The following is a 15497-nucleotide window of genomic DNA, read 5'->3' on the forward strand; positions in this document are numbered from 1 at the left end:
AATAATACCCGCTAATGATCTAAATAAATGACTTAAGCCGCTTTTGTACCTATTTTCATTAGCAATAGTAAAAATTATAAAATACGAAGCTGACACTATCAATACGCTAAAAAGCCCAGCGTCCCAATATTCGTAATTTATAGTAATGAGGGCAATTAAAGCTAGCGCTTTGATATAATTATAAGTCTTCCAATACATCATTAGCATTCCTTTGCTCATAACAGTCTGTTAGACGCGCAAGAACCTTTTGTTCTAAAGGAGATTAACGTTCTACTTTATTTATAATATAGGAGCCTTTGTTTTAATGGTATATCAAGCATTAAAACCATTATTTTCAGTGGTTTATAAAGAAAAAATTTTTATCGTGTTTTACCTGGTGAAAGCGTGCAAAGAATCACTTATTATTAACCCAGATAAGTAATACAAAATATAGAATTAATAATTTTAAAGTCATGTTTAAAGTGCCTGTTTAGCAGCCGTATTTCTTGTTATTTACTATTAAATATTTTAACTATTAAGTGTAGCGCTAAATATTAATCATCTCGCAACCAAGTCTCAATTTCGTTTCTATGTGGAATCGAGCCGCTGTGAACATTAACGTCATTAATAATGATTACTGGCGTGGTCATTACACCATAACCCATAATAGTTTCTGGGTCTGTCACTTTACTTATTTGAACTTCAACGTTGAGTTCATCTGCTATTTTTGAAATTATCTCGACTGTTTTTATACATTTAGTACATCCTGTACCTAATACTTTGACTTCTTTCATTATAATATTCCTTAGATAAAAGGGCTTAAAAAGTTAAAAATCCAACCAATGAGTGTAAAGGCAACCAGCAATAAAATAAAAAGTATGGCTAATAATCGCCACTGCATCACTTGCTTTAATAGAATAAACTCAGGAAAACTCGCTGCAACCGTACTCATACAAAAAGCGAGTGTTGTGCCTATAGGAAGTCCTTGTTTAATTAAACTTTCCATCACCGGAATAACACCCGTAGCATTAGAATATAATGGTATGCCAAGTAATACCGCTGAAGGAACCGACCACCATTGTCCATCACCTAGATGTTCTTGGATCCAACCGTCAGGAACAAATCCATGTAAAGTGGCACCTAAGCCAACACCAATGATGACCCACTTCCATACTCGACTAAATATTTCTAAGGTTTCTTCTTTTGCAAAAGCATGTCTTTCTTCTAAAGATAACGATTGAGTGTGTTGTGCTGTTGTTGTTGTATTCACTGTATTTTTACCTCGTTCTAATGCTTTTGCCGCAAAAGACTCCAACCAACGTTCAGCTTTAATAGCATCAAGAAAAACACCACCGAGTATTCCAACCGACATGCCAACCACCACGTAAAACAGTGTAAATTTCCACCCTAATAAACTCAGTAATAATAAAACAGCCACTTCGTTGATAAGTGGAGAGGTGATTAGAAACGACATTGTTATCCCAACAGGAATACCAGCAGAGGTGAAGCCCAAAAATACCGGAATACTTGAGCAAGAGCAAAATGGTGTTATTGCACCAAAACTAGAGCCTAATATATAACCTACCCCTTTGTGTTTACCCGCTAAATAGTCACGAACACGCTCGACATTCATTGACGCTCTTAACAAGGCAATCGCGTAAATCATGACAAGCAATAAAAAGAATATCTTAGTGGTATCTTCTATAAAAAAATGAAGAGCATCACCTAGCTTTGTTGCTTTTGATAAACCAAACACATCAACAACTAACCATGTGGCTATATCTGTAAACATTTGAAACATGAGTGTCCCTAATAGGTCTTTTTACTATTAATGACCAACTATAACAATACAATATAATACAATAGTAATTTCAAGGGCTTACCTTTGAGCATGGGTAAATCATTGAAGATAAAACACAATTTTTAAAGGCTATATTATAAATTAATAAATCGTACGATATACTGATCATAATCATATTATACGCAATTAGATGCTTAAATAGCATTCAACTGTTAGTCGCTTTATTGCCTAAATAAAGGTGATGTAAGTGATAGGTTAAGCCTCTATTACCAAGCAGCATAGTCCTTGTAGCAAGGTTTTTTTTGCGGTTATTTAAATTAATGGTCTGTAAAAATAGAACATTATCTTCAATAAAATCAATTATTCAAATTACCTTTTTGTTTCTATGCTTTATGTGGCTCTTATAACCCACTTATTAAAAGCAAGGAATAAACAATGTTTAACAAAATACTCCCTATTGCAGCGGTAATTTCAGTTGCCTTATGTGCAATGGTAATGCCGTCAAAAGCCTTAGCAGGCAATCAGATAAAAACGAATGAATTTTGGTGGCCAGAAACGTTAAGTTTAAGCCCATTACGTCAACATAGTGCTGAATCAAACCCTTATGGCGAGCAATTTAATTATGCGAAAGAATTTAGCAATGTTGATTTAACTCAGCTTAAAAAAGATATTCAAACCACTTTGACTGACTCAAAAGCCTGGTGGCCAGCAGATTGGGGACATTATGGCCCATTAATGATCCGTATGGCTTGGCATAGCGCTGGTGTGTATCGTGTGCATGACGGTCGTGGCGGTTCATCTGGTGGGCAACAACGTTTTGAGCCCCTCAATAGTTGGCCAGATAACGCTAACTTAGATAAAGCACGTCGATTATTGTGGCCTGTTAAACAAAAGTACGGTCGTAGTATTTCCTGGGCTGATCTAATGGTGCTTTCAGGTAATGTAGCGCTTGAGTCTATGGGCTTTAAAACCTTTGGTTTTGCTGGTGGTAGAACGGACGATTGGGAACCTGACTTAGTTTACTGGGGAGCTGAAACTGCGATGCTTACTGATAAACGTCGCGATAAAAAAGGCAAACTTAAAGGCCCACTTGCTGCTGTAGAAATGGGCTTGATCTATGTTAACCCCGAAGGCCCTCATGGTAAACCTGATCCACTTCTAGCGGCTCAAGACATTAGAATGTCATTTAGACGTATGGCGATGAATGACGAAGAAATTGTCGCTTTAAGTGCTGGTGGACATACCTTTGGTAAGGCGCACGGCGCTAAAAAACCAAGTGGATGTGTAGGTGCCGAACCTGCGGCAGCTGACATTGAAGAACAAGGCTTAGGTTGGAAAAACAAATGCGACAGCGGTGTTGGCGCTGACACTATAACAAGCGGCCTAGAAGGCGCTTGGACAACAACCCCTACACAATGGTCAACAAACTATCTTGATAACTTAATGAACTTCAATTGGGTACTCACTAAAAGCCCTGCTGGTGGTAAACAATGGACACCCGAAAATAAAGCAGCCGTTAATTTAGTACCTGACGCGCATATTCCTAATAAACGTAATGCCCCTATTATGTTTACCACCGATATTGCGTTAAAAGAAGATCCTGAATTTCGTAAAATTGTTGAACGCTTTAGAGCAGAGCCTGCTGAGTTTGAAAAAGCCTTTGCTAGGGCTTGGTTTAAGTTAACTCACCGTGATATGGGACCTCGCGCAAGATACGTGGGTACAGAAGTGCCAAGCGAAGTGCTAACGTGGCAAGACCCCATTCCAGCTATAAGCTACCAAGCGATTAACGCTCAAGATATTGCTGCGCTTAAAAAGCAAATAACACAGTCGGGCTTAACCACGGCTGAATTAATCAGAACGGCTTGGGCTTCAGCGTCAAGCCACCGTGTAACTGATATGCGCGGCGGCGCCAATGGTGCACGAATTAACCTTGAACCTCAAAATAGTTGGCCGGTCAATAGTCCCAAAGCGTTAAATAAAATCTTAATGACACTCGAAGCGATTCAAGAAAAATACAACAAGCAATCAACTAAGCAGCAAGTATCGTTAGCTGACTTGATCGTATTAGGTGGTGCTACCGCCATTGAAAACGCAGCCGAAAAAGGAGGTAAATCAGTATCTGTACCTTTTGTACCTGGCCGCGCCGATGCGACACAAGCACAAACAAGCGTAAAGTCATTTAATTATTTAGCACCTAATGCTGACGGATTTCGTAATTTTTACTCGACAGAAAGCTATATGTCACCAACAGAAATGTTAGTAGATAAAGCAAATACTTTGGGGTTAAATGTGCCTGAAATGACCGTACTTGTAGGAGGTATGCGTGCGCTTGATGCAAACTATGATGGTTCGTCTTATGGCGTATTCACGAATAAACCCGGTGTGTTAACCAATGATTTCTTTGTAAACTTACTTGATATGTCTACCGTGTGGACTAAAGATAAGTCTACTGAAGGTGTTTATGTTGGTCATGACCGTGTTTCAGGTGAAGTTAAATGGCAAGCAACACCTGTTGATCTTATCTTTGGCTCAAATTCTGAATTAAGAGCGATTGCTGAAGTTTATGCCTCTGACGATGCGGATAAAAATTTTGTTAACGACTTTGTCAAAGCATGGGTTAAAGTCATGCAATTAGACCGATTTGACTTGAAATAAGCTTAATAACGCTTTAAGTAAAGCAGCTAACCGCCAGTGGCGGTTAGCTGCTTTACTTATCACTCAATTAACCTTATGACCCGCTTAACTAATAATGAGTTTAACTGATGATTTAATCATTTTTATTCTTATCGTCCCCACCCCACCAAAAAAAGCTATCTACGTGACAGTAACAAAGTCTTTAGCAACCAGGAGGATCATTAAAATTTCATCACCACTCGACCTACAATTTTCCCTTTAACCATATCGTCAAAAATATCATTGATATCTTCCAGTGACTTTTCAATGGTAATAGCCTTAACTTTTCCACGGGCGGCAAAGTCTAAGCACTCAATTAAATCTTTACGTGTCCCTACAATAGAGCCCACAACGCTCACACCATTTAATACCGTGTCAAATATCGGTAATGGCATATCTTCAGCAGGCAAGCCAACTAAAACACACTTACCGCCACGGCGAATAACGTTATAACTTTGTTCAAATACGCTTTTACTAACAGCGGTGCATATACTGGCGTGAACACCACCTGTTTTAGCGAGCACTTGTGCAACAACATCATCACATTTAAAGTCTAAACAAATTGCAGCACCAAGGTCTTTAGCAAGGGTTAATTTATCTGTTCCTGTATCAATGGCAATAACATTTAATCCCATAGCGACTGCATATTGCACCGCCAAATGTCCTAAACCACCAATACCAAAAATGGCGACCCATTCACCAGGCTTAGCAGTAGAAACTTTCAAGGCTTTATAAGTGGTCACGCCCGCACAGAATAAAGGGGCTGCATCAACATAATTAATACCATCGGGTATTTTTACAACATAGCTCGCGTCTGCTTTACAATATTCAGCATAACTACCGTCAACAGAGTAACCCGCATTTTGCTGAGATAAACATAAATTTTCATCTCCGGTTAAACAGTAGTCACAATATCCACAAGCACTATAAAGCCAAGGTATGCCCACGCGATCGCCAAGTTTAAGGTGTGTTACTTGTTCCCCTACCTCAACAATTTCTCCTACGCCTTCATGACCAGGTACGAGTGGCATTTTAGGTTTTACCGGCCAATCTCCATGACACGCATGTAAATCTGTATGACAAACACCACAAGCATGGATTTTTACCAACACTTCTTTACTAGAAATAGTAGGTTTATCAAGCTGTTTAATCTCAAGCTTCTCTTTAAACTGATGAATCACGGCTGCTTTCATTACGTAAATCCCTTAACGATAATAATGTGTAAAATAATAGTATAATCCCCACATTTTATAAAACTACGACATAGAACAATAAAACGACTGAAATTGTGAGTATTTGCTATATAAATGATTAAAAAAACAACATTCACTTTACGATAAAGTCATTGAAGGGAGACTCACTTTGTTGTCGTGCTATTAATTTTAATGCGCTAAACCGAGCTTACAATTTGTTCACACCTAAATTATAAGCTACCACTCTGGCCAATGTTATTTTACTTATTCACTACATTGTCTTTTTCAGTATCTTCGACTTTTGGTGTACCATCAGCATTAAATTCTGCTATCGCTTCACCAGAAGATCCCCAATGTTCTCTTTTTTCTTCGGTTGCTTTGGCGAGAATAACCCAGTAAAAGCATAGAAAACTCCAATAATCGGTGCCATCCAGCAGGCAAAACAAGGGGGATATACAAAAGGTTTTCTATATTGCCATGAGCAAGACCGAGCCCTGAAATTACAAATACACCACCCACATTCCATGGAATTAGCGGAGACATTAATGTTCCACCTTCTTCGATTCCACGTGATAGATTTAAGGTTGAATAACCCATACACGATAAACAGGCGAGTACATTCGCTCTGGTAAAACAATCGATAAGTAATGGTCGCTGGCAACTAGGTTAGTAGAAAAACAGTGCCAATCGCCGCGGTTTGAATGCCAGAAAACTACTGACTTTACTCTTGATAGCATTAATAATTAACTTCACACAACCTGTTTTTTCAATCGCACCGCCAAACCCCAGCGCAATTAATATCAAAGAAATAGTCCACATCATCGATTGTATCCCCCCCGATTTAACAAGCTGTCAATTTCTTCAATCCCGGTACTTATTGAGTAGCCATTATTGGCAAAATCAAAAATTGATTGCCCGCTCTGCCCCTGAACAATCATTGCCGTTGCACCACCCGCAACAACGCCAGCGAATAATGAGGGCATGGGGGGATATTTTTTTATCGCTAAACCCATAACGAAAAATCTAACCAACAAATAAATGATAATAGCGACGAGCATATCTGGGATAATCGTTGCCATCATATTTTTTATATGAGAAAACACATAGGTTCAAGTCACTGCAGGGGCCAAATTAGTGGTGTCGGAAAGTGGTGAAATTTCATCACCAAAAAATGCACCCGAAACTAAAGTGCCAGCGGTCCAATATGCAGGAATGTTGAAGCCCCCACCAATGCCCATTAAGGCCAAACCACCCGTACCGCTAGCAATCCAGACCCCAATAATCATCCCAACCGTTATTAACAAAGACACTAAAGGTAAAGCGACGTGAATAACGTAAAAGATTTGTGTCCCAATAATAAGCAGAGTCAACACAACCGGCGTTAAGGCAAGTAATAAGCTAAGATTTGCATTTTCTGTCCGTTTCATTTAAATACATCATATTTTTTGTTCACATATTTGGTCACAAATAGTCATCGTGATTGTTATAAAACAGGCCAATTTAACTTATTATCGCTTTGAGAAAATCACTACATCGTCGATATTAAGAATGAAAAAGGTAGGGTCACACATCATTCATCCTTTGGATGCCATGCATTATTTGCTGATTTTTTTGATGTAAATTATTGATCAAGTCTTGAAGATACTCTTTACTATAATCGTTGATTATCAGGGGTAAAATAGATATTAGCCACATTTCTATCTTCTCATTTACCTCTAACATTACAGCGATTATTTTTTCACTGTTTGCATCAGGAGCTAACGCTAGTGTTTTTATATAAACTAATAACTGCTCGTCAATATCATCATCAAACCACATTTCAAATATTTTAATAGGCGCCTCTATCAATGAGCTGATTAAATATTGGTTTCTGATTTTTTGCTTGTCTGTTAAATAATGTAAAAACATGCTAGCGCGTTCTTGCTCTGTCACTTTAAGACTTCTCTCATAAAACGCTAACGTTGCGGTATTCAATGTTATTAGGTGTTCAAATACTTCACTTAATTGGTGATAACGCATAACTTTCCTTTCTATTCTGAATTTCTGTGTGCCTATTTTTAGATTTATAATCCTATTTTCCAAGAACCTAACAATCAACTTATAAATTGCACAACACGGCTTGAATTTTTTTGATTCATGAATGATTTCTTCATGTAGGATTTATTTCACATCTCAAAGTAACAAAATATCAGCCTGTTAGATGTGCGCTAGCGCACATACTTAAATATTGATGTATCAGAACAAAAATCAATTTTTAGCGTTATAAAAGCCTAAAGGGGGATATTGCTTATACCGCCAACATACATATTTAAATATAACCTATACTACTGAGAATATAGCGCATACAGAGGGTAGTAAGCTTTCTAAATAAGAAAACCGTTAAGTTGTGTGTGATGGCGTACATATTTGTTTTCACATGCAGTGCAAAATAATAGTCGTAACCTATAACTTAACTAGTTTAACAGATCGTAACTATTGGGATTTAATATGAGTAATCAAAACGAACGCAGTATCGCTACTTTTGCGGCTTTAACAACTTGCATCGCAAATGGAGAAGTAGAATCAGTAAGAGAGCTATTAGAAAAACAGCCAATACAAGCACTTGAGAAAAGCTATCTTATTGATTTAGCAATACTAAAAAAAAATTCTACTATAATAAAACTTATTGAGGAGAGCCCAATAAAAGAATAGATTCAAAAAATGTATGGCTAAAGTGGTCTAGTTTAACATATTGGTATAATTACCTTTTATCAGCTGATAACACTCACAAGCTTCTAGCTCTAAGCCCTTACGATTAAGTATCTGAATGGTACCTCGTTTATAGCTAATTAACTTTTTATCTTTTAATAGGCAAGCGGCTACTGTTATACCGCTTCTTCGAACGCCAAGCATATCAGCAAGAAATTGATGTGTTAGATTTAAATGAGTAGAATGTGCCCTATCATCAGTCATGAGTAACCAACGAGCAAGACGAGATGCTATGGGATGAAATCGCATGCAGACTAATGATTGAGAACCTTGCACAAACAAAATATAAAGGTAATCATTCAACCTTTTTAACAGTAATGGAAAGTTTTTCAGTTGATACTGGAATTGCTTAACAGATAAGCGCAGCGCCGTTCCAGAACCCTGGACAACAGCTCTATCTGGTGCCGATTTTACTCCTGAAATATTGGAAATACCCAACATGCCTTCATTACCAATAATGCACAACTCAAGCGGTGGGTGTCTAGTTCCGGTAGTGACCAGTGAAATATACCCTGTTAATGGATAGAATATGTAGTCAATACCTTGCCCACGCTCATGTAATATATCACCAGAGGTTAAATGGACCTGCTCGCATTGCGCTAAAATAGTTTTTCTTAGTTTACTTGGTAGCCCATCTAACAGCTTATTGGTGACTTCTTGTTTTTCTTTTGATCGCATATGTTTGCTCTCTGATACAGAAAAAATGATATTGCGTTAAATAATTGAACTTTATAGCAGCAATAATCAAGTGTAAGCCTTATAAAATATGGGTTCTGTGCGCTGGCAAACATTGCTAATTATATGAGCTTAGAACTTAATTATTTAAAATAATTAAGTTCTAAGCAATAGCGGTGTCTAAAATGTCGCGAGGATTTATTCAATGTCAGCGCTAAAGTCATAACGTTTTACGTGGATATTGAAGGAAGAGTTTTATAAAAGTAAATAGAGTGGCGCCTTATTCAGCACAGTAGCTGATATTGTGCCGACCATCATAAATTGATTAAAAATAAATTTTTATATTCATAAAAAGCATCAGTTTATGGAGATAAAAGACAATGTTACTCACTTGAATAAATAACGTTGATTAAAGATTAGTAACATTTTGTGAGGTATAATAAAATTTTTCGTTTTCATGAGGGAGTAATCGGTCGGTTTCTTTTTTTACAACCGCGTAGCATTCACAACTTAAGTCTTCAAGTTTCTGCCTATTTAACACAGTGATATGACCGCGATGATAATCAATCACACCCAATTTCTGAAGTTTCCCCGCAGCTTCGGTCACACCTTCACGGCGTACCCCTAGCATATTAGCAATAAGTTCCTGAGTCATCGTTAGGTTGTTATCCGGTAAACGGTCAAGCGACAGTAGAAGAAAACGGCACAATTGCTGATCAATAGTATGGTGGCGATTACATACTGCGGTCTGTGACATTTGAGTAATGAGTGATTGGGTATAACGAAGCATTAAACCTAACAATTTTCCATGCCGGTGGAACTCTTCGGTTAAGCGTTTTCCTTTAAGTCGATATGCATAACCCGCACTTTGAACTACGGCTCGACTTGACGTACTTTCTCCGCCCATAAACAGCGCAATACCAACGACGCCTTCATTACCTACCACAGAGATTTCTGCCGAAGCGCCACTCTCCATTACGTATAATAAAGACACAATGGAGTCAACGGGAAAGTACACATTAGCGAGTTTATCACCTGCTTCGTACATCACCTCTCCTAACTCTAATTTTACTAACTCAACAAAAGGAAAAAGTCGTTCTTTTACTTCATCAGGTAAGACAGCTAGTAAGTGATTTTGTAAGGGAGTAATTTGGGTGTTGATTATTTTTTGCATCGTATATGCGTCCCTTCTTAATAATTGAATGAAGCAGCTAAAGGTTATAATGATACGTTAACAAAAACAAACTCGCTGTTCAGTTCGATACCGTACACAATTCTCTTTAATTTAGGTAGTAAGTAAACAAAAAGTATCTTTCGCTGTAATCAAAATTCTATGCCACTAGCAGTACATGCCCTTAAGTTCAGATAACAACATAACAAACAACAATAATATTTAAAGACAAAAATTTAAGCTTTGCCAGCCACCAATCAAGAAATATTGTAATTTAAGAAAGGAAAATTTATGTATAAACATATTTTATTTGCCAGAAAACTTAATGATTAAAAAAGTTATATTGAAGATAAAGTCGCGCAATTACAACAGTTCACCAAAGCTAAGATCAGTATTATTCATGTGGTAGAGCCGATACCTAATTATGGAGGAGCACTCGGTGTTGTTCCGGGTCCAGACCCAGTTGGCAGTTTTGGTAATACAGAAAAACGAAAAGAACAAGCCAAAGAGGTACTTCAACCATTAGCTAAAAGGCTAAATATCAACGAACAACGATTGTGTATATCGGTCGGATATATTAACGAATAAATATTGGCTTTTGCAGAGCACGAACATGTCGATTTAATTATAACAGGCAGCCATGGCGTTCATGGTTTACAATTATTGTTAGGCTCTACCACAAATGCCATTTTACACGGCGCAATATGTGATGTCTTGGCGGTGCGTTTTAAAGAGCAATAAGCATTGATTTAAGCAATAAATATATTGCCTTGAATATTATGATGGTAACGAACCTGCTGTGAGCGACCCAATCAATTGAGTCGGTAATTAATAGAACATCGTCAATTATCTATCGGTTGCCGCTAGGCTTACCTTTTCATAACAGGTGTTCATCGCGGCTCGTATCACTAATTTATCCTGTCTTATCAAATCGACCTATCATGATAAATTATTTGACTCGAGTCTCATTTTTAATAAACCCCCTACTGATTGCTATATAATTAAACATGTCACCAGCCCTTTATTTTGGCTGCCACATTATGTTTTCGTCCATGTATGCTAGGGTATATTGACTACGTTTATCATAATGCGTGTACCAATCAGATTACTACTTTTAATGGAGATAACGACAATGGCCAACTCTATACAACGTTTGAAGCAGCTTGAAATTAATGGTGAAATTTGTCACTACCACAGTTTTGATGGTTTAACAGATAAGTATGACCTTTCACGTTTGCCTTTTGCCGCTAAAATTCTCTTAGAAAATCTATTACGTCATGCTGATAGTGATTTTGTTCAACAAGCGGATATTGAAACCTTAGCCAATTGGGATGTAGACAACTGGCAAGATACTGAAATTGCCTTTGTTCCTGCTCGCGTAATTTTGCAAGATTTTACGGGAGTACCCGCCGTAGTTGATTTAGCGGCTATGCGTGATGCGATAGTAAAAATGGGTGGAAAAGCCAAACAAATAAATCCGTTAAATCCAGTAGAATTAGTCATCGACCATTCTGTAATGGTCGATGTGTTCGGTCAAGCTGATGCGATGGAAAAAAATACCGCGATTGAGTTTCAACGTAATCGTGAACGTTATCAGTTTTTACGCTGGGGCCAGCAAAGCTTTGATAATTTTAAGGTGGTTCCACCAGGTCGCGGTATTGTGCATCAGGTAAATCTAGAATATTTAGCTCGAGTGGTATTCAAAAATCCCGACGAAAATAATTTACTTTATCCTGATACTTTGGTCGGCACCGATTCACATACCACCATGATTAATGGTTTAGGTGTGTTGGGTTGGGGAGTCGGCGGTATCGAAGCTGAAGCGGCGATGCTGGGACAACCCGTTACTATGCTAATACCTGAGATTGTTGGTTTTGAATTAACGGGGAAATTACCGGCAGGCACTACAGCAACTGACTTAGTCTTAACGGTGACCGAACAATTACGTGCTGCAGGTGTGGTAGGTAAGTTTGTCGAATTCTTTGGAACTGGCGTGAATGAACTGACCTTGGCCGACCGAGCGACCATAGCCAATATGGCGCCAGAATATGGGGCAACGTGTGGAATTTTCCCCATCGATCATCAAACTACCGATTATCTGCAACTAACCGGCCGTGACAGTGACCACATTGAACGTGTAGAGTCCTATTTAAAAACGATGGATATGTGGGGAACGCAGTCTCAACAGCATGCTGTTTATCATAGCCGATTATCATTAAAACTAGATGAAGTAGTGCCTTCTATTGCTGGGCCCAAACGTCCACAAGACAGAATTTCACTGGACCGTGCCGGTCTTGCTTATCGTGACTGGTTAGCTTTACAACACGGTATTAAACAAGCAGGCTTGAGCGAAAGTGAAAGTGGCTTTGAAAGTGAAGGCGGACAACCTTCGGTGCTATTACCTGCTAATAATGAAGATTCAGGCGTTCCCTGTCAGTATGCTGATGAAGATTTTATATTAAAACACGGTGCTGTAGTGATAGCGGCAATCACTAGTTGCACTAACACTTCAAATCCATCGGTATTAATTGCCGCTGGTTTATTAGCCAGAAATGCGCGTCAGCGAGGATTAACGGTTAAACCTTGGGTGAAAACCAGTTTTGCACCTGGTTCTCAAGTGGTCACTGATTATCTGCTTAAATCTGGCTTAAATGAAGATTTAGATGCCCTTGGTTTTCAGTTAGTCGGATACGGTTGTACGACCTGTATTGGTAATTCAGGCCCTTTACCTACCGAAATTAGCGACGCTATTCATCAAGGCGATTTATCTGTTACCTCTGTTTTATCGGGTAACCGTAACTTTGAAGGGCGTATTCATCCAGAAGTCCAAGCTAATTATTTAGCCTCTCCTCCTTTGGTCGTTGCTTATGCTTTAGCGGGTAATATGAAGATAGATATTACCACGGGCTCACTAGGTGATGACCCTACAGGTAAACCGGTTTATTTACATGACATCTGGCCAGATAGTCAGGAAATTAAGCAAGTTATCGAAAAAGTTATCGACAGTTCAATGTTTATTTCCCGATATGAAGATGTGTATAGTGGCAATAAAGACTGGCAGGCACTGGATATAGTACAAAGCCAGAAATATGATTGGCCAGATTCTACTTACGTCAAATTACCACCATTTTTTAACAATATTACCGCAAAAATACCAAGTATTAGCCCGATTAAAGATGCCCGATGTTTGTTAAAACTGGGTGATAGTGTCACTACTGACCATATTTCACCTGCCGGCTCAATTGCACTAGATAGCCCCGCGGCTCAGTATTTACAAAGTGAAGGCGTCTCGCCTAAAGGCTTTAACTCTTATGGCTCTAGACGCGGTAATCATGAAGTGATGATGCGCGGTACTTTTGCGAATGTTCGTTTACGTAATTTATTAGCACCAGGCACTGAGGGCTGTTGGACGACACTGATGCCATCGGGTGAAAAAATGAGTGTTTTTGATGCGGCGATGCAATACCAACAACAAAAAATTGCTTCGATTGTCTTAGCTGGAAAAGAATATGGTACGGGCAGTTCTCGTGATTGGGCCGCCAAAGGGCCTGCCTTATTAGGCGTTAAAGCGGTAATTGCACAAAGTTACGAACGTATTCATCGATCTAATTTAGTCGGCATGGGGATATTACCATTGCAGTTTATGCCAGATGATGATGCCGAGTCACGAAAGCTGACCGGTGAAGAGCAATTTAGTATTCCTGCCGTGAGTATTGGGCAGAAAACGGTGAAAGTATCCGTTAAAACTGAAGAGGGTAATGAACGTTCCTTTGAAGTGAAAATTCGTATTGATACACCCAACGAATTCAAATACTTCCAACATGGTGGCATATTACATTATGTGCTACGAAATTTAGCGTCGACAGACTAATATTGTTACCCTTCTTACTTAATTTTGAAGGTTAACTTTTTTAGCATAAAGCATAAACAGGTCATATGATTGACCTGTTGAACATTCGTTATTATAGTCATCGCAACTCCTATCATTTAACGATGCGGATTAGGAGTAACCTTAAGACAGTTTTATAGCTTTCTTATATACCAAAACAAAAGAAATTTAACTTAATATAAATTCATACCAATATGTTAATCTCAACTTTTGTACTGCTAACCCCATACTTAACGGCGATAAACAGTTGGATAAAACCGGTGCATCGCGAACGTTACCCACTGTTTTTTATTGATTTTAGTAAATAATTTAAATACAGAGAGCATTGAGAGCGTTAAGTATACTCAAAGCACCCAACTACCTTCACCGTGTAACGACATGCCAGATAACATAAAACCAAGACAAGAAACCATGTAGAATTGCCCATAAGACCGACTCATTTACACCCCATGAAATCGCAATAGAGAGTGCTGTTCCAAAGGTAACCCCATACTTTGCTATTTCTTTCCCTGAATTATTCATTAGTTATACGCCTCGTTTTATTATTTGAACTTAATATAAAAGTTGTGATGAAAAGACACCGCCAGCTGTAATTATTATCTATTAGATGGCTTGTTAGCTCTTTATTTCTTGAAGATGATTATATAAATGCATCACATGCGCAATTTCATATTCATCTTTTGTTAGTTCACCATATGCAAAGTGCGGGGCAAGAGCTCCCTGATAACGGTCAAACTCAATTAATGATTTTTTCAAGCGATTTAACGCTATCATAGCGTCTAAACCTTTAGTCAGTTTAGGCGCGCTTGGAATAGGCTCGTTTAAACCGTGAGTCATCTTGCCTTTAGATGCAAAAATTGAGAAGGCTAATTTGCCAACAGTTCGCTTAAAGAAACTCGATTTATGTTCTGGAAACTCAGACATCGAAAACTCTACACTTTGTGCGCAATGTGTAAATATTTGATATGGATCCCACTCTCCTATATTTAAAAAGTTATCATGGGACAATTTATCGAGTTTTCTTAAAGCTACATCTACAGTAAGGCTATCTTTACTGCTCTCTTCAATGAGCAAAAATGTCCCTGCGCCTATACCTATAATTCCTGCTCCACTTGCCAGTGAAGCTTTAACAAACTGCCTACGTTTCATAACTTGCTCCTCAAACGCCTTTAGTCTAATTGGACCGATGATATAATTAAGATAACAAGTGACCAAGTTTACCCGCAATAGAATTGCGTATTATATTAGCACCTTTAGCTTTAAATGCTTTTAACTAAAAACCAAGCCCATAGCTTAACTTAAATAAATAAACCTAGTATGATTAGCCCCTATTAACAATAAAATGCCCTATTCCCTCGTTTTAAA

General features: G+C 38.3%; 16 protein-coding genes and 1 pseudogene. 5 read left to right on the plus strand and 12 right to left on the minus strand.

The features are described 5' to 3' along the window. Positions 1-533: 533 nt before the first annotated feature. Both H4J52_RS04940 and H4J52_RS04945 read right to left on the minus strand, forming a co-directional pair. Complete coding sequence (locus H4J52_RS04940) at positions 534-773, minus strand: thioredoxin family protein (protein ID WP_182180987.1); 240 nt, start codon at positions 771-773, stop codon at positions 534-536. Positions 774-784: 11 nt separating this feature from the next. After that, positions 785-1780, minus strand: a complete 996-nt coding sequence (locus H4J52_RS04945; RefSeq protein ID WP_182180988.1) for a permease — start codon at positions 1778-1780, stop codon at positions 785-787. A gap of 435 nt (positions 1781-2215) precedes the next feature. Between H4J52_RS04945 and katG the strand changes: the two genes are divergently transcribed. Continuing rightward, positions 2216-4438, plus strand: coding sequence for a catalase/peroxidase HPI (gene katG, locus H4J52_RS04950; protein WP_182224306.1), 2223 nt, complete (start codon positions 2216-2218; stop codon positions 4436-4438). A 200-nt stretch (positions 4439-4638) separates the two neighbouring features. Here katG and adhP read toward each other — a convergent pair whose 3' ends face one another. The 6 genes and pseudogenes from adhP to H4J52_RS04965 form a co-directional block, all read right to left on the minus strand. Further along, a complete protein-coding gene (gene adhP / locus H4J52_RS04955) occupies positions 4639-5649 on the minus strand; it encodes an alcohol dehydrogenase AdhP (protein WP_182180990.1) in 1011 nt (336 codons plus the stop codon). Between the two features lie 260 nt (positions 5650-5909). Beyond that, positions 5910-6095, minus strand: a complete 186-nt coding sequence (locus tag H4J52_RS19865; RefSeq protein ID WP_259366695.1) for a hypothetical protein — start codon at positions 6093-6095, stop codon at positions 5910-5912. A gap of 91 nt (positions 6096-6186) precedes the next feature. Further along, a pseudogene (locus H4J52_RS19870) lies at positions 6187-6471 on the minus strand (Na+/H+ antiporter NhaC family protein); the annotation flags it as partial. Continuing rightward, on the minus strand, positions 6468-6752 hold the full coding sequence (locus H4J52_RS19875) for a hypothetical protein (protein WP_259366690.1): 285 nt from the start codon (positions 6750-6752) through the stop codon (positions 6468-6470). The pseudogene H4J52_RS19870 and the gene H4J52_RS19875, both read right to left, overlap by 4 nt. A gap of 6 nt (positions 6753-6758) precedes the next feature. Next, positions 6759-7076 (minus strand): hypothetical protein, encoded by a 318-nt coding sequence (locus H4J52_RS19880; protein ID WP_259366691.1) that lies wholly within the window; start codon positions 7074-7076, stop codon positions 6759-6761. A 136-nt stretch (positions 7077-7212) separates the two neighbouring features. Then, on the minus strand, positions 7213-7668 hold the full coding sequence (locus tag H4J52_RS04965; RefSeq protein ID WP_182180991.1) for a hypothetical protein: 456 nt from the start codon (positions 7666-7668) through the stop codon (positions 7213-7215). Between the two features lie 468 nt (positions 7669-8136). Between H4J52_RS04965 and H4J52_RS04970 the strand changes: the two genes are divergently transcribed. Next, the gene (locus tag H4J52_RS04970) at positions 8137-8340 is read left to right on the plus strand and encodes a hypothetical protein (RefSeq protein WP_182180992.1); all 204 of its coding nucleotides are present in this window, start codon (positions 8137-8139) and stop codon (positions 8338-8340) included. Between the two features lie 27 nt (positions 8341-8367). Here H4J52_RS04970 and H4J52_RS04975 read toward each other — a convergent pair whose 3' ends face one another. Continuing rightward, entirely contained in the window at positions 8368-9075 is a 708-nt protein-coding gene (locus H4J52_RS04975) for a Crp/Fnr family transcriptional regulator (RefSeq protein ID WP_182224307.1), read from the minus strand. A gap of 406 nt (positions 9076-9481) precedes the next feature. Beyond that, positions 9482-10246: a Crp/Fnr family transcriptional regulator gene (locus H4J52_RS04980; RefSeq protein ID WP_182180993.1), complete on the minus strand. Its 765-nt coding sequence runs from the start codon at positions 10244-10246 to the stop codon at positions 9482-9484. A 399-nt stretch (positions 10247-10645) separates the two neighbouring features. Between H4J52_RS04980 and H4J52_RS04985 the strand changes: the two genes are divergently transcribed. From H4J52_RS04985 to acnA, 3 genes are all read left to right on the plus strand, one after another. Further along, a complete protein-coding gene (locus H4J52_RS04985) occupies positions 10646-10831 on the plus strand; it encodes a hypothetical protein (protein WP_182180994.1) in 186 nt (61 codons plus the stop codon). A 3-nt stretch (positions 10832-10834) separates the two neighbouring features. Further along, positions 10835-10984, plus strand: a complete 150-nt coding sequence (locus H4J52_RS04990; protein ID WP_220460082.1) for a universal stress protein — start codon at positions 10835-10837, stop codon at positions 10982-10984. 391 nt (positions 10985-11375) lie between these two features. Beyond that, entirely contained in the window at positions 11376-14114 is a 2739-nt protein-coding gene (gene acnA, locus H4J52_RS04995) for an aconitate hydratase AcnA (protein WP_182180995.1), read from the plus strand. A gap of 381 nt (positions 14115-14495) precedes the next feature. Here the strand turns inward: acnA and H4J52_RS05000 are convergent, their stop codons facing one another. Both H4J52_RS05000 and H4J52_RS05005 read right to left on the minus strand, forming a co-directional pair. Next, the gene (locus H4J52_RS05000) at positions 14496-14654 is read right to left on the minus strand and encodes a hypothetical protein (protein ID WP_182180996.1); all 159 of its coding nucleotides are present in this window, start codon (positions 14652-14654) and stop codon (positions 14496-14498) included. Positions 14655-14747: 93 nt separating this feature from the next. Further along, on the minus strand, positions 14748-15281 hold the full coding sequence (locus H4J52_RS05005; RefSeq protein WP_182180997.1) for a DUF1569 domain-containing protein: 534 nt from the start codon (positions 15279-15281) through the stop codon (positions 14748-14750). Positions 15282-15497 lie beyond the last annotated feature (216 nt).

The sequence above is a fragment of the Colwellia sp. MB02u-14 genome (assembly GCF_014076915.1).
Classification (GTDB): domain Bacteria; phylum Pseudomonadota; class Gammaproteobacteria; order Enterobacterales; family Alteromonadaceae; genus Colwellia_A.

Excerpts from the sequence above, each read along its gene's own strand:
- H4J52_RS05005 (WP_182180997.1), bottom strand. The coding sequence starts at position 15,281 with ATGAAACGTAGGCAGTTTGTTAAAGCTTCACTGGCAAGTGGAGCAGGA.
- H4J52_RS19880 (WP_259366691.1), bottom strand. The coding sequence starts at position 7,076 with ATGAAACGGACAGAAAATGCAAATCTTAGCTTATTACTTGCCTTAACG.
- H4J52_RS05000 (WP_182180996.1), bottom strand. The coding sequence starts at position 14,654 with ATGAATAATTCAGGGAAAGAAATAGCAAAGTATGGGGTTACCTTTGGA.
- H4J52_RS04945 (WP_182180988.1), bottom strand. The coding sequence starts at position 1,780 with ATGTTTCAAATGTTTACAGATATAGCCACATGGTTAGTTGTTGATGTG.
- katG (WP_182224306.1), top strand. The coding sequence starts at position 2,216 with ATGTTTAACAAAATACTCCCTATTGCAGCGGTAATTTCAGTTGCCTTA.
- H4J52_RS04970 (WP_182180992.1), top strand. The coding sequence starts at position 8,137 with ATGAGTAATCAAAACGAACGCAGTATCGCTACTTTTGCGGCTTTAACA.
- H4J52_RS04975 (WP_182224307.1), bottom strand. The coding sequence starts at position 9,075 with ATGCGATCAAAAGAAAAACAAGAAGTCACCAATAAGCTGTTAGATGGG.
- adhP (WP_182180990.1), bottom strand. The coding sequence starts at position 5,649 with ATGAAAGCAGCCGTGATTCATCAGTTTAAAGAGAAGCTTGAGATTAAA.
- H4J52_RS04965 (WP_182180991.1), bottom strand. The coding sequence starts at position 7,668 with ATGCGTTATCACCAATTAAGTGAAGTATTTGAACACCTAATAACATTG.
- H4J52_RS04980 (WP_182180993.1), bottom strand. The coding sequence starts at position 10,246 with ATGCAAAAAATAATCAACACCCAAATTACTCCCTTACAAAATCACTTA.
- H4J52_RS04940 (WP_182180987.1), bottom strand. The coding sequence starts at position 773 with ATGAAAGAAGTCAAAGTATTAGGTACAGGATGTACTAAATGTATAAAA.
- acnA (WP_182180995.1), top strand. The coding sequence starts at position 11,376 with ATGGCCAACTCTATACAACGTTTGAAGCAGCTTGAAATTAATGGTGAA.